Annotated in this window: 15 protein-coding genes; 6 read left to right on the plus strand and 9 right to left on the minus strand. The window is 37.9% G+C overall.

Features of this window, described 5'->3' with window-relative positions:
* Positions 1-7: 7 nt before the first annotated feature.
* Together trmL and A5886_RS09755 are read right to left on the minus strand one after the other, a co-directional pair.
* Positions 8-511 carry a tRNA (uridine(34)/cytosine(34)/5-carboxymethylaminomethyluridine(34)-2'-O)-methyltransferase TrmL gene (gene trmL, locus A5886_RS09750; protein WP_086274931.1) on the minus strand — a complete coding sequence of 168 codons (504 nt, stop codon included), beginning with the start codon at positions 509-511 and terminating at the stop codon, positions 8-10.
* A 294-nt stretch (positions 512-805) separates the two neighbouring features.
* A complete protein-coding gene (locus tag A5886_RS09755; protein WP_086274933.1) occupies positions 806-1,648 on the minus strand; it encodes a methyltransferase domain-containing protein in 843 nt (280 codons plus the stop codon).
* An 89-nt stretch (positions 1,649-1,737) separates the two neighbouring features.
* On the opposite strand from A5886_RS09755, the gene A5886_RS09760 reads away from it, so the two are divergent.
* On the plus strand, positions 1,738-2,379 hold the full coding sequence (locus A5886_RS09760; protein WP_086274934.1) for a copper homeostasis protein CutC: 642 nt from the start codon (positions 1,738-1,740) through the stop codon (positions 2,377-2,379).
* A gap of 72 nt (positions 2,380-2,451) precedes the next feature.
* On the opposite strand, the gene A5886_RS09765 is transcribed toward A5886_RS09760, so the two are convergent.
* Both A5886_RS09765 and A5886_RS09770 read right to left on the minus strand, forming a co-directional pair.
* The gene (locus A5886_RS09765) at positions 2,452-2,718 is read right to left on the minus strand and encodes a type II toxin-antitoxin system RelE family toxin (protein ID WP_086274935.1); all 267 of its coding nucleotides are present in this window, start codon (positions 2,716-2,718) and stop codon (positions 2,452-2,454) included.
* The gene (locus A5886_RS09770) at positions 2,711-2,932 is read right to left on the minus strand and encodes a DUF6290 family protein (protein WP_086274936.1); all 222 of its coding nucleotides are present in this window, start codon (positions 2,930-2,932) and stop codon (positions 2,711-2,713) included. The genes A5886_RS09765 and A5886_RS09770 overlap by 8 nt, the downstream gene beginning before the upstream one ends.
* Positions 2,933-3,103: 171 nt before the next feature.
* Between A5886_RS09770 and A5886_RS09775 the strand changes: the two genes are divergently transcribed.
* From A5886_RS09775 to A5886_RS09785, 3 genes are read left to right on the plus strand one after another with little or no spacing between them, the layout of a single operon-like run.
* Positions 3,104-4,153, plus strand: coding sequence for a bifunctional glycosyltransferase family 2/GtrA family protein (locus A5886_RS09775; RefSeq protein ID WP_086274937.1), 1,050 nt, complete (start codon positions 3,104-3,106; stop codon positions 4,151-4,153).
* On the plus strand, positions 4,150-5,064 hold the full coding sequence (locus tag A5886_RS09780) for a phosphodiester glycosidase family protein (RefSeq protein ID WP_086274938.1): 915 nt from the start codon (positions 4,150-4,152) through the stop codon (positions 5,062-5,064). Before A5886_RS09775 ends, A5886_RS09780 begins: the two co-directional genes overlap by 4 nt.
* A gap of 14 nt (positions 5,065-5,078) precedes the next feature.
* Positions 5,079-5,438, plus strand: a complete 360-nt coding sequence (locus tag A5886_RS09785; protein ID WP_086274939.1) for a hypothetical protein — start codon at positions 5,079-5,081, stop codon at positions 5,436-5,438.
* Positions 5,439-5,526: 88 nt separating this feature from the next.
* Here the strand turns inward: A5886_RS09785 and A5886_RS15865 are convergent, their stop codons facing one another.
* The 5 genes from A5886_RS15865 to A5886_RS09805 form a co-directional block, all read right to left on the minus strand.
* The gene (locus A5886_RS15865) at positions 5,527-5,694 is read right to left on the minus strand and encodes a hypothetical protein (protein WP_179190020.1); all 168 of its coding nucleotides are present in this window, start codon (positions 5,692-5,694) and stop codon (positions 5,527-5,529) included.
* Positions 5,695-6,059: 365 nt separating this feature from the next.
* Positions 6,060-6,704 (minus strand): hypothetical protein, encoded by a 645-nt coding sequence (locus tag A5886_RS09790; RefSeq protein ID WP_086274941.1) that lies wholly within the window; start codon positions 6,702-6,704, stop codon positions 6,060-6,062.
* Positions 6,705-7,018: 314 nt separating this feature from the next.
* A complete protein-coding gene (locus A5886_RS09795) occupies positions 7,019-7,663 on the minus strand; it encodes a putative bacteriocin export ABC transporter (RefSeq protein WP_086274942.1) in 645 nt (214 codons plus the stop codon).
* Position 7,664: 1 nt separating this feature from the next.
* Positions 7,665-9,686 carry a bacteriocin-associated integral membrane family protein gene (locus tag A5886_RS09800; RefSeq protein ID WP_086274943.1) on the minus strand — a complete coding sequence of 674 codons (2,022 nt, stop codon included), beginning with the start codon at positions 9,684-9,686 and terminating at the stop codon, positions 7,665-7,667.
* A gap of 170 nt (positions 9,687-9,856) precedes the next feature.
* Positions 9,857-10,159, minus strand: coding sequence for a lactococcin 972 family bacteriocin (locus A5886_RS09805; protein ID WP_054116624.1), 303 nt, complete (start codon positions 10,157-10,159; stop codon positions 9,857-9,859).
* A 484-nt stretch (positions 10,160-10,643) separates the two neighbouring features.
* Between A5886_RS09805 and A5886_RS09810 the strand changes: the two genes are divergently transcribed.
* Both A5886_RS09810 and A5886_RS09815 read left to right on the plus strand, forming a co-directional pair.
* Positions 10,644-11,942 (plus strand): GHKL domain-containing protein, encoded by a 1,299-nt coding sequence (locus A5886_RS09810; protein WP_086274944.1) that lies wholly within the window; start codon positions 10,644-10,646, stop codon positions 11,940-11,942.
* A 3-nt stretch (positions 11,943-11,945) separates the two neighbouring features.
* Complete coding sequence (locus tag A5886_RS09815; protein ID WP_086274945.1) at positions 11,946-12,668, plus strand: LytR/AlgR family response regulator transcription factor; 723 nt, start codon at positions 11,946-11,948, stop codon at positions 12,666-12,668.
* The last annotated feature ends 48 nt before the right edge of the window (positions 12,669-12,716 follow it).

Genomic DNA, 12,716 nt, shown 5'->3' on the forward strand with positions numbered 1-12,716 from the left:
CCTCACTTTAATCGATTTTGTCGTTTTCATAATGATGCGTCAACTCTAATTGGGGAAACCCTTGCTGACGCAGCACTTCATAAATGATCAAAGCTGCGGTATTGGATAAATTCAATGACCGAACATGGGTATCATCCATAGGGATACGCAAACATTGATCCGCATGTTCCCGCATGAAGGTTTCTGGCAACCCGGTGGTTTCTTTGCCGAAAATAAAAAATTGATCCTCTTCTATCGTATAATCGACTTCGGAATAGACGCGATTGGCAAACTTCGAGATCAAGTATAATGGGCGGTCCCCCAAGAAGGCCATGAACGCGGGTAAGTCTTTATGATAAGTAATGGCAACATCTTGCCAATAATCTAACCCAGCCCGCTTCAAGTGTTTATCATCTGTTGAAAAACCTAGTGGTTCGATCAAATGCAATTGGGTATTGGTCGCTGCACACGTCCGGGCGATATTTCCCGTATTTGCTGGAATTTGTGGTTCAAAAAGAACGATATGATTCATTAATCTTTCTCCTTTTCATTTGGCAAAAGCCAATTGATGCTAATCGTATCTATAGTATCATATTTTACCAAAATTGTTTTTGGCAAATCATTATCTGTGAATAGATTTTTGGACATAAAAAAAACGTACCAACTCGGTGTCGATCACTGCGAGTCGTTACGTTAGTGAAGCTCTTTTCACTAACTTTTATCAGAACAGGAACCTGATAAAAACCAATGAAAAATGACTTGAGAACAATATATCACTCCCATGGCATGAATGCAAGGGTAAATAACAAAAAAGTTCAAAATATTTTCAGTAAATTTTCGCAATTAAAATGTCAACATCGACTGTGATTTGGGTCAATGGTGCTTTCCGCAAGGCTGCCTTTTGTGCTTCATCAGCCCCCCACTCCAATGGCGACATCGCCAGCAAGTCTTGCTGCAAGGCTTCTGGGATCGCAAAGACATGGGTCACCCGTTGTCGAGCGGCACTTGGATAATGGGCCATAAACTTGTCGACCACCCGCTGATTAGAGTATTGTTGTTTCGCTGGATCATCCGGATAAAAGGCCATTCGCAGTTCTTTTAAATAATTTTCGGCCGGCACGACTTTGATCAATTGACCGCCTTTTTTAAGAATACGATTAAATTCCTCATAATTTGACGGCGAAAAAATATTCAATACCGTCTCAAAACTCAGATCCGCAAAAGGCAAGTTGGTCAAGTCGGCCACACACCAAAAAGCGGACACTGGTTGATTGGTCGCCAGATTGATGCCTTCTTTGGCTATATCGAACCCAATAGCTGTCTGGGTCGTTTCAGTGATCAGTTGGTTCAGAAAACTGCCTTCCCCGCAACCCACATCCAGCACAGTATCATTGACATGCAACTGCTCTTTGATAAGCGATAATACCGGCTGGTACATCCCGCTTTGGATCATACGTTGTCTTGGTAAAAACATTCCTTGATCATACTCGGTTTTGACGGCATGGTCTAAGAAAAACAATGTGCCTTTTTTTGACAGATCAAAGCGATGCCGATTGGCACAGACCAGTCCATTATCAGTAGCAAAGAAACGCTTGTGGCAAATAGGACAAGCAAACATCTCTTGGTGCGCTTGCAAAAATAAGCGGGCGCGATCGATTTTTTTTAACATCAGACATTCCTCCGTCTCTATTCTACTTTACCATATATCTGTGGTAAACTACTAGTATAGAATAACAAGCTTGTTCATGGAGGGTTTATATGTTAAAAGAGTTTTGTGCAGAAAATTATACCAATATCCCATACGCCATTGCCAAAGGAGCCAATCGAATCGAATTGTGCGACAACCTAGCAGCCGGCGGCACCACCCCAAGTACAGGGGTGATCGAAGAAGTGTTGAGCTATGCTGGCGAAAAAAGTATCCCCGTTATGACGATCATTCGCCCACGAGGTGGTGACTTTGTCTACAATGATACTGAATTGAAAATCATGCATACCGACTTGATTGAAGCAAAAAAAATGGGTACGGATGGCGTCGTGCTTGGTTGTTTGACACCCAGCGGTTGGCTTGATGAAGAAGCCTTAGAACTGTTGTTGGACACTGCAGAAGGATTACAAGTAACGTTCCATATGGCCTTTGATACAATTCCTGCTGAACGCCAGTTTGCTGCGATCGATTGGTTGGCAGCGCACCAAGTAGAGCGGATCTTGACCCACGGCGGTACTGCCGGTACACCGATCGAGGACAATTTTGTCCGCCTGCAAGAACTGATTGACTATGCTGGAGAACGATTAACGATCTTACCGGGCGGCGGCATCTCCTTTGAGAATGCGCAACATGTAGCTGAAACACTAGGTGTCAAAGAAGTTCATGGGACGAGAATTGTTGATTTAAGCGAATGATAAACGACAAAAAGGTATGAAGCAGCGATTGCAGCTTCATACCCTTTTGTCATTTAAGCTTGATAAGCTTGCTTATTTTTTATAGACATCATTTCTTTTACCAACCTTTACAACTGTTACAATAAAGATATGATCGTTGATATCAGCAACTAAGCGATATTTGCCGATTCGATAGCGCCATAGTGTTTTGTATGCTCCTTCTAAAGACTTACCAAATAATCTAGGGTCCGTAGAATCATGAATATTGTGTTCTAGCCAAGCAAGGATTCTCTTTTGAACAATAGGATCTAACTTTGAAAATTGCTTTTCAGCTTTCTGATTGAAGGCCCAATCATACATCGCCATACCTCATTAACATGTCTTCACGAGAAATAATTGCCTCATCAGCAGTTTCATTCACGCTGTTTACGCCCTCTAAATAATCTTCATCATCTTGCATCTTCTCCATCAAAATATCACGGATCAGCCTTGTTTTAGTTATTCCATTAAATTCGGCATATTCGTTGATCCATTGCAGTAAGTCATCATCCAAACGAATAGTTGTCAAAGTCATCTCAATCGCCTCCTTTATTTGTATTACAAGTATACTACAAAAACCACAAGAATTCGAGTGCCAACTAAAAGGAAATCCACATACGTGCCAAATTGTTCTTTTGGCTATTTTTTAAGTGTTTAAGCTGGACTTAAGCCGCCTCAGCTACTTTATGTTCAAGAGGTGATTTACATGAATATCTTACTATTGATCCCTATATTTGAACCTTCGGAAAAAACGATACGCTTTTTCGAGGCTTTACTTCCTGCAACAACTGGTCAAATCTTGATTGTTGATGATGGCAGTGGGGAGGCTTATCGAGATACGTTCCAGCAGATTTGCCAGAAGTCCGATCGCATACATTATGAAACATACCCGCAAAACCAAGGCAAAGGCTATGCCCTCAAGTACGGCTTGCAAAAGGCCAGCGAAGACTTTCCGCATGTTCAAGGTATCGTGACAGCAGATGGTGACGGACAGCATCATCCCCAAGATATCCAACGGCTGATCCATGCGTTGTCTACTCACACTTCACAAGAACTACTCCTCGGTGTCCGTTCTTTTGAGAAAAAAACGACACCCGCCAAGAGTTATTGGGGCAATCGCTTGACCTCTGGATTCTTTTGGCTGGCTACTGGCTTGCGTTTACAAGATACTCAAACGGGTTTGCGGGCCTTTCATACTGCCTTGATCCCTTCTTTGATTACAGTGAAAGGCCAACGCTTTGACTATGAAATGAATGTCTTATTAGCGACCAAACAGCTGGAGATCAACTTGATTTCCATACCGATCCAAACGATTTATGAAGACAACAATGCCCATTCACACTTTCGACCGGTCCATGACTCCCTCTTGATTTATGGTCCTTTGTTGCGCTTTATTGGCGCATCGTTGGTTTCTGCGCTCTTAGACAGCAGTTTCTTTCTCTTGCTGACACTGATCTTGGGACGGACATCTCTACCTTTACTGGCGGCAACCATTTTGGCTCGATTGGCTTCTGGTCTTATCAACTATTTGTTGAATCGCCACTATGTCTTTCATCAAAAACGCAATCCAACCGCTGCGTTTCGCTATGCTTGTCTATTCTTGACCATCATTGTCTTCAGCTGGATTGGTGTCAATATCTTAGCCCAAGTGTTACCTTCACTCTTTTTGTCTAAACTCATCGTCGACGGTCTGTTATTCTTCTTTAGTTTTCATGTCCAACAACGATACATCTTCACAAAGGAGGCAACCAAATGAACTGGCTCAAAAAACCCTACATCTGGTCAATCATCTGTACGCTTTTACTGATAACTAGCAGCTGTTGGATCTTATTAAAAGCCTTTGTCTTACCCGACCGACAAGTCGCTGTAGCAACAGTCACGACGACAGATACAACTGCAGCAAGCAGTGAAGAAAGCACCTCAAGCGCAAGCAGTGAAGCCATTGTTGCTACAGATACAAGTTATACCAGTGATGGATTGACCATCACCCTCACTGAAAAACGGGTGGATGATACCACCGTCTATGTCGCCGATATCCAAACAGCCGATAGCAGTCATTTACTAACGGCATTGGCTGAAGATACCTATGGCCGCAATATCAAAGAAACCACATCGGCAATGGCATCAGAAAATGAAGCCGTTTTGGCAATCAATGGCGATTATTATGGTTTTCGCAGCACTGGTTTTGTTTTGCGTAACGGGACGTTGTATCGAGATATCGCCAATGGCGATACGCAAGCGTTGGTCATCGATAAAAACGGAAATTTCTCCATTGTGGACGAGAGTACCACTTCCGCGGCATCCTTGACCGATGCCCAACAAATCCTTTCCTTCGGCCCAGCATTGGTTGAAGATAGTCAAGTGGTCGTCTCTACTTCAGCTGAGGTCTCTCAATCAATGACCAGCAATCCTCGGACAGCCATTGGACAAATTGGTGAAAACCACTATGTGATCATCGTTTCTGAAGGACGGACCTCTGACAGTGAAGGCTTGACATTGTATCAGTTGGCTGAACAATTTGAAGCTTTGGGTGCCACAACTGCTTATAACTTAGACGGCGGCGGTTCTTCGACCCTGTACTTTAATGGGAAAGTTGTCAATCAAACCGTAGGCGGCAATGACAATAGCGACGAACGTGCAGTCAGCGACATACTCTATTTCAAGTAAAGGAAGTGTTTGTCATGAAAAAATTGATATCCTATGCCAGCATCAGCCTTGGCTTATTTCTCTTCCAATTGGTGTATCACCACTTTAGTCACGGCGTCAGCGCAGCTTCTCTGCAATACGCTTGGATAGTCGTGGCCTGCGCTGGACTGATATGGTGGCTGATCAGTCGTTGGTTTCGCTTCAAGTCGCTGCGGCTTGCATCAAACCTCTATCATTCAGGCTTGGCTTGCATCATCACATGGTGTGTGTTGAATGGCATCTTGGAAATAGCTGGGAGTGATTCGCCTTATCTTTGGTTGTATTTGCTTTGTGGAGGCGGGTTTATTAATTCCAGTCTGATCACATTGGGATTGAAGGGAACGCGTATGATCTAAAAAAATTTAGCGTAGATGCGAAGAACCTGCCGGTTGGCTGGCGGGTTCTTTGTATGTAGTAGACTGTTCTATCCCCTTCATATCAATGTTAATTGGGCTTGATAATCAGCTGTACATTACGAATATCATCAGTATTTTGTGTAATTTCAACATGCACTTGTTCGTCATAATCAATGTCGGTTTCTCGATCTTCAAGCTTTTTTTCAAATTCTGAGTAATCAAATGCGGCGCCAAGCGCTGTGAAAAGCTCCGTCATCGCTTCATCGATCAGCTGTTTTTTTTCACCAAAATGTTTATAACTTTCAAAGATATGTCGTTAGTTGCTAATTATTCAATCAGTCATTTTCAAATCATTTTAGCTGAAAACACATATGGTAAAATTATCAAAGAAACAACCTCTGCCATGGTAACGTCAACCTCTTTTCAAATTCATCCAAGCGCCTTTCCTTTTGTTTCAACAGTTCATCAACCTTATATAAGGTAAGGAAAGTTCCTTGGGAAATCTATTTCACTGCATGAGCTTCTTTTATTTCACCAAAAAAAAGCCAGAAATGAATGATTTTTCTGTCATTTCTGGCTTATTATATTCAGGACTTATGTGACAGTCCCTACTATCTGGTTTTAGAAAAGTTCATAAACAAGTTCTATTTCCTTTTCATCTAGGTTATATGATTCGACAACATGTTTAAGACCTGCTTTGAGGAAGTTGCTCTGTCTGCCTTCCGCTGCATTGACATATGATTCAATTGCCGGAACTGCTAAAAGACCATAATGATTGATCTTTTCTATTTTTTGTTCATCATTAAGGAATTCAGATTGAATAATCGTTTCAACTTTTTCTGTAACAGTATCTTTTATCTCTAACCACTCAGTAGTAAATTCATGCGCATCTTCCCACCCAAAATCTTCATTTCCTAAAATTTCATTGACATTTGTGTGACTGATATCCTCAATAGCAATAGAAATTATATACTGAACAAGACCATTTTCATCTGAGCTGACTAGACTATTTTCTAGTTCACAGAGCGCAGCTACACCTAATTCTATAATTGCATCATAATATTCATTTTCCGCAATATAATCATAGGGATTAGAACTCAGTGATAAAAGTGTATGGTTCTCTATTTGGTCTTGAATAGATTGATCAAGTTTTTCTAAATTTAGTCTTACTTTTTCTGATGCAGAAATATCTCGAGGATTAATCACTAAAGATAAACATATAACTATCGTAGATAATATTCCTACAAAAAAATATATTCTTTTCATATACTTCTCCTTTCACCTACTATTTAGTAGCTGTCTCTTATACACATCTAGATGTGTATAAGAGACAGCCTCATTCACCTACTATTTAGAAGCTCAAAAAGAAAGCGCGTCATAAACATTGTTTGACAACATCGCTAAAGTATCATACTTAATTATCTTCTCAGATTTCCCAACAATTTCGGGTACATCTGACTGAATAATCGACTCAACGATTTTATTTTCATTTATTCCCTCTTCTTCAACTTTTTTATTGCAAGACGATCAACTTGTCATTTTTTTGTCCACTTCCAAGTCAGTGGTAGCGAAATAATTACCTAATCAATATTCGCAATCGTATTTATTGGAATGACTTTATCTGCTCTCTCCCAAATACTTTGATTATGGGTAGCGATAATAATCACACGACTTTCATTTCTCAATGAAAGCAAGATCGACATGATTTCTTCTGAAGTAACTGGATCAAGTGCCGCAGTTGGTTCATCTGCTAAAATCAATGAAGGATTTTTAAGAATTGTTTTCGCAAGTGCGACACGTTGTGCTTCTCCTCCAGATATTGTATATATTTTTTTGCCTAATTCAAGGTATTCTAAATGAACCATTCCCAATACTTCTTTTTCCAACGCAATCTTCTCTGATTTCTTTAATTTCTTTGCAATCAACCCTAGATCTAAATTTTCTTTAATTGATTGGCTCTCTAGCAAACCGAAATTTTGGAAGAGATACCCCAGTTCATCACGAAAATAAGTATGACTTTTAATTTTCTCTAGCGGTTGATTATGATAAATAATTTTTCCATCATCATATGGTTCAAGCTGTGCCAAAATATTTAATAATGTGGTCTTTCCGCTTCCACTGGGACCAATCAAAGCATATACTTTTCCGTTTTCAAAGGTTACATTCGTTTTCGAAAATAAGTAACGGTTCTCGAACTTTTTGTTTAAGTTTTCAATCTTGATCATCTTATTTTCCTTTCAAAACTGATATTGCCAGTTTATTTTCAGATTTCATCTGACGATAAAGAATCAGTAGCCCATTGATTACAAAAAAAAGGCATGCTGCTATACTGGTCCATAGACTTTTGGTGATAAAAACAATCAGGCAAAATCCAAGAAGGATCACGGTCAACTGCGTGATTAGATAGTTTTGATGAAGCGCCAAAAATCGTAATCCAGATAATCGTTTAATAAAAATATCCCGTCTAAATTCTTCAAAATAAAGAAGATTCATAGAATTAAACAAGAGAACAGAGGTAGCAACACCAATAACAGTACTAGCTATAAGTGTCAATAATTCCATACGTAGTTTGCTGTACTGTTCATAATACATTTGACGACTATTCGAAACAGTTGAGACTGAGGAATATAAGTCCATTTCTTTCAGCTTACTTACAGTTTTGTCAAAGCCTGAAAGATAAAAGTAATCGCTGATCATGTCCATCCAAAACAATCTAGACGAAAACGTGTTTCCTAAAGATGCTGGTGTCACAATCACTATAATAGGATCTAAAAGAAATTGCTTTGATGAGATGGACGTATGGTTATAAATGAACCTTAATTGATTATTTGGTACGTATCCAACCACAGCAGAAAAATCGAATAGTATTTCAGCATCTTCCTCGCCACTATCCAACCCGTACATTTCCATATGGCTTTCATACATTTTTCGGTACTCATCACTATGCTCTTTCAATTTCTCGGGCATTAATAAAACAAATTGACCTTGCTCTAAATCTTCCAACTGTGTGTAAAGTATATCGTCTACTGAAATATTTTGTTCATTCAAATAATTAGGTGTGACAAAAAGAGTATTGCCTAAAGGTACGTAATCAGTTAATCGATTTCCTTGAGGATCAACATCACTGAATATATAATTTAATAAATTATGATTCACTAAAAGCGCATTTTGATGTTCTATTTCATCTCGCACGAAAGGGTACCATAGCTTTGCTTCTTCATCAAATGCTTCCATACTATTGATTTCTTTACCAACATTAAAAGAAATATTTACTAAGTCTTCATGAGGATCCCATTTTTTTGTTGCGCTTTGCTGCTCTTGATATGTATTAATCAGCAATGGAATCCGACTAGTCCCCCAACCAATGACGATCATCGCTAAAAATTGACAGAATAAAATGATGCCTACGAGTCGATGAAGTGGTAATTTTCCTTTAATGATGCTAATCAGATTCATGCTTTTTAGATTAAAGAAATAAATCCCGCTCGAAATGATTGAAATGAATACCAGAAGCACTATATATAAGGATTGTCCCGCAAAAAGAAGTAGCAAAATCCGATCCTGTGAAATTCCTTGCATGACTAATATTCCCCATCCTAATAATATACAGGATAGTAAAGCGCCAATCATATCAACAAAGTCTGATCGAAGGCTACGAAAAATAATCGACCAAATCGTTTCTCCAGATATCAAGCGAATACCTGCAAAGCGTAAATCCTTTATGCGTAAAACCAATGTTAATGCTGTAAAAGTAAAAACTAAGATCAGTAATACTGATAAAGAAGATCCTGCCAAAAATGCAACCACAATACTAATCACAGATTCTTTTTCAAAAATTTCTACTTGATAGCCAAAATTATAAAATTGATTCGCTAATCGCTGTTCTTCTAATTCACCTTGAATTACTAAATATTGTCCAAATACACTACTGATCCCTTGAATATTATTCGGTGCTTCAGGAAACCCTCTAGGAAGATCGCCTGCGCCGAATTTTTGATAGACAAATCGCTGCCCTTCCTTAGTTGGTTGCACAATGCGTTTGACAATAACCAAATTATTTTCTCTAGAGAATTCATCCAAGGAATCGTTAACTGCTTGTTTATCTAATGCATTTGAATCCGCATTCTTTACATAAATAAAAGGATAAGTAGCGAAAGATAACTGATCAGGGGAATTTATTAATGTCCATACCATAAAAGCCATAATGATAAGTGTGGAAAAATAAATAAAAAAACGCTTGATTTTCACTTACGCATTCTCCTTTGTCTTCTCGTTTATACGTCCGCTTTTGATTAAATTTTTTTAAACCTTATCAAAAAAAATAAATCACATTATGTATATTTTATTTATATAGCTAGAATAATTTTATATATCCATTCTAAAGGAGAGAATAACCGTCATTCTCTCCTTTTTAACGATTAAAATCCAAAATCAAAAGAAGCTTTTTCTCCCAAATTTGTGTTAACAAAAGCTTTAGAAGTACCACCTTTAGAAGCTGTGCCCTTATTAGACTTTAAATCTCTATGCCTAACAACACTTGACCAATGCCATTTGTCTTTGTGATAGTAATTTGAGAATGCTCCCCAGTTAGTAGGATTATGCTGACCACCATATGACCATGTTCCACCTTGAACAGAAACTGCAGCAAATGCTGGGGCAGCAAGAGAAAATATGGTCGTAGCAACAAATAAAGCTGTGATAATTTTTTTCTTGATTTTCATGTGTATTTCCTCCTCGAATTATGCTAGAAACGTACCGAACAAAATAACAACATCTTACAATTATTATTTTCCATACTTGAATCTGGTTCAGAATAAATAAATCAACTGCATTTAGGCGTGCAAAGATAGCTTATACCACTGACTAAATATATTTCTAAAATGATATTCTATGAAATACATTTCTTCAATGAAGCGTCTCTTTTAGTCTTTGGACAATCATTTGACAACGAGAAACAAGTTTTTTTTGAGAAAGAAAAAACTTGTATACTAAGTGACATTTCAGGTATTCTTTTTTTCAAATCGATTTGATACCCTAATCATATTGGAAATGTAGCCTCGAAAACCAAAAATATCCTAATTCACTGATTAACTATCCTAAATGAAGAACAGGCGTAAAAAAAAACATCTAGGAATACCTGAATGTTTTCGTCTTAAATCCATATAAATATGATAAAATATAATCAAAAAACAACAGGAGATTCTCATGATCTTTAACTTAATCATTTTTTCGGAATTATTTTTTATATTAAGTGTTTTTATGATGCTGGAACCAAACATCATAAAAGATAAATCGTTGCTTACCTGTATCTTTTTTCTTCTGCTTATCTGTTGTTTTATTGAAATGCATATCAACTGGCTGGGACTTTTTATTTTCATCATTGGATTGCTGATCATCACGTATTCTTCGCATTCAAACCAATCCTTTTTGAATCCGCTTGCTAAAGTATTGGTTGCTTATTACTTACATTGGTTGCTAACAAGTTTGTTCTCATCGTTGATATTTACCATAATCCTCTCAGAAAACACGCTGTATTATCTATTCTATTTAGTAGCAGGAATACTCCTTTATGGCTGTTTGGGATATATAATTCGACCTTACCTAACGCCTGTCCTTCAAAAATATTTCCTTTTGAGAAAAACTATCTACTTTCTGGCTATTGTTTGGTTTCTAACGCAAGGTTATCAATTATATAATTATTTATATTTCTATCCGCAAAATTTTCAAATACAATCATTATTCAGTACTTTAGCAGCAATTTTGCTATTTGTTCTGATTGTCATGATGCTGATGATTTATTCCCTATACAGTAAAAAAAAGCTGCAACAAGCGCAGCAACAAACGCAAACCGCTTATGAAGAAATTCAGATATATAGTCATGTATTAGAAACCAGCTATCAAGATTTACGCGCGTTTAGGCATGATTACAATAATATCTTGCTTTCGATCCAAGAATACATCAATGAAGGTGATCTAACTGGTTTGAGGGATTACTATCATAGCCATCTCAAATCAACACAAAATCTAGTTACCACCTCTTTCTTTCGTTTAGACGATATTCAAAACATTGGACTGTCAGAAATTCGCAGCATTCTTTTGCATAAATTAAACTATGCTCAGGTTGCAAAGATAACTATCACACTTGAAATTCCTTATGAGGTACTAATGGAATCAATATTCGACACAATTCAGCTCGTTCGTCTGCTAGGTATTCTTTTGGATAATGCGATTGAAGCTGCGCAAGAAAGCACGACCCCCGATCTCTCAATTGCTGTGTTCAAGCAAGAAGGAGATGAGGTGATCATTATAAGAAACACGTATTCAGCTTCTCTTCCTAAAGAAGATTTGCTGAAGAAAAATAGCCTGTCAACTAAGGGGCCTGACAGAGGATTAGGTTTGCAAAATGCAGCAGCAATCGTCAAACAAGAACATAGTCTGTTTCTTGAAACACAAATCACCGATCGCTATTACACACAAATGATTACCATCCATCAGGAGGAATAATATATGTTATCTGTATATATCTGTGAAGATGATCCAAAGCAATTAGACATGTTGACCCATTTTGTTCAGTCATACATCATGATTGAGGAACTTGATATGGAAGTGACATTAGCGACAAAAGATCCCCATGAATTATGGACATATATCAAAGAAAAAGATGCCTACTATGGTATTTTTTTCTTAGACATTGATTTGCGAACGTCGATCGACGGAATTTTCCTTGGTTCGAAAATCAAACAAAAAGACCGCAATTGTAAACTTGTTTTCTTAACTACCCACGATGAAAAAATGCCTTTAACCTTCAAATATAAGCTTGAAGCGCTAGATTATATTAGTAAAGATGATAGGAGTATCATACGTGATCGCGTTCGTTCGGCTTTGATTGAAACACAAAACTTCTATACAACTAGCCAGTCGAAGGATACAGAAATTCTTCCCTTTAAAGTTGGCAATCAATCCCGATTTTTGCCTATTGATCAAGTCATTTATCTAGAAACATCAACTGCAAAGCATCGTTTGATCCTTCATCATGAAGAAGGACAACTTGAGATATATGGGAACTTAACAGATATAGAAAAGCTTTCGAATAATTTTATCCGTGTGCATCACGCTTTTCTCGTAAATAAAAAACATGTACTGCGTTTAGATAAGTCTACCCGAGAAATAATGATGACAAATGGATTAACAGCTTTCGGTTCAGTTCGCTTGATAAAAAATTTATTTTAGCAGTTAGGACTTCTTATTTGTCAATCCACACTCCCGTTAAATCGGATA

Source organism: Candidatus Enterococcus testudinis (assembly GCF_002140915.1).
Taxonomy (GTDB): domain Bacteria; phylum Bacillota; class Bacilli; order Lactobacillales; family Enterococcaceae; genus Enterococcus_D; species Enterococcus_D testudinis.

Bases quoted from the DNA above. Each gene is read 5' to 3' on its own strand.
- trmL (WP_086274931.1), bottom strand. From the start codon at position 511: ATGAATCATATCGTTCTTTTTGAACCACAAATTCCAGCAAATACGGGA.
- A5886_RS09755 (WP_086274933.1), bottom strand. From the start codon at position 1,648: ATGTTAAAAAAAATCGATCGCGCCCGCTTATTTTTGCAAGCGCACCAA.
- A5886_RS09760 (WP_086274934.1), top strand. From the start codon at position 1,738: ATGTTAAAAGAGTTTTGTGCAGAAAATTATACCAATATCCCATACGCC.
- A5886_RS09765 (WP_086274935.1), bottom strand. From the start codon at position 2,718: ATGTATGATTGGGCCTTCAATCAGAAAGCTGAAAAGCAATTTTCAAAG.
- A5886_RS09770 (WP_086274936.1), bottom strand. From the start codon at position 2,932: ATGACTTTGACAACTATTCGTTTGGATGATGACTTACTGCAATGGATC.
- A5886_RS09775 (WP_086274937.1), top strand. From the start codon at position 3,104: ATGAATATCTTACTATTGATCCCTATATTTGAACCTTCGGAAAAAACG.
- A5886_RS09780 (WP_086274938.1), top strand. From the start codon at position 4,150: ATGAACTGGCTCAAAAAACCCTACATCTGGTCAATCATCTGTACGCTT.
- A5886_RS09785 (WP_086274939.1), top strand. From the start codon at position 5,079: ATGAAAAAATTGATATCCTATGCCAGCATCAGCCTTGGCTTATTTCTC.
- A5886_RS15865 (WP_179190020.1), bottom strand. From the start codon at position 5,694: ATGACGGAGCTTTTCACAGCGCTTGGCGCCGCATTTGATTACTCAGAA.
- A5886_RS09790 (WP_086274941.1), bottom strand. From the start codon at position 6,704: ATGAAAAGAATATATTTTTTTGTAGGAATATTATCTACGATAGTTATA.
- A5886_RS09795 (WP_086274942.1), bottom strand. From the start codon at position 7,663: ATGATCAAGATTGAAAACTTAAACAAAAAGTTCGAGAACCGTTACTTA.
- A5886_RS09805 (WP_054116624.1), bottom strand. From the start codon at position 10,159: ATGAAAATCAAGAAAAAAATTATCACAGCTTTATTTGTTGCTACGACC.
- A5886_RS09810 (WP_086274944.1), top strand. From the start codon at position 10,644: ATGATCTTTAACTTAATCATTTTTTCGGAATTATTTTTTATATTAAGT.
- A5886_RS09815 (WP_086274945.1), top strand. From the start codon at position 11,946: ATGTTATCTGTATATATCTGTGAAGATGATCCAAAGCAATTAGACATG.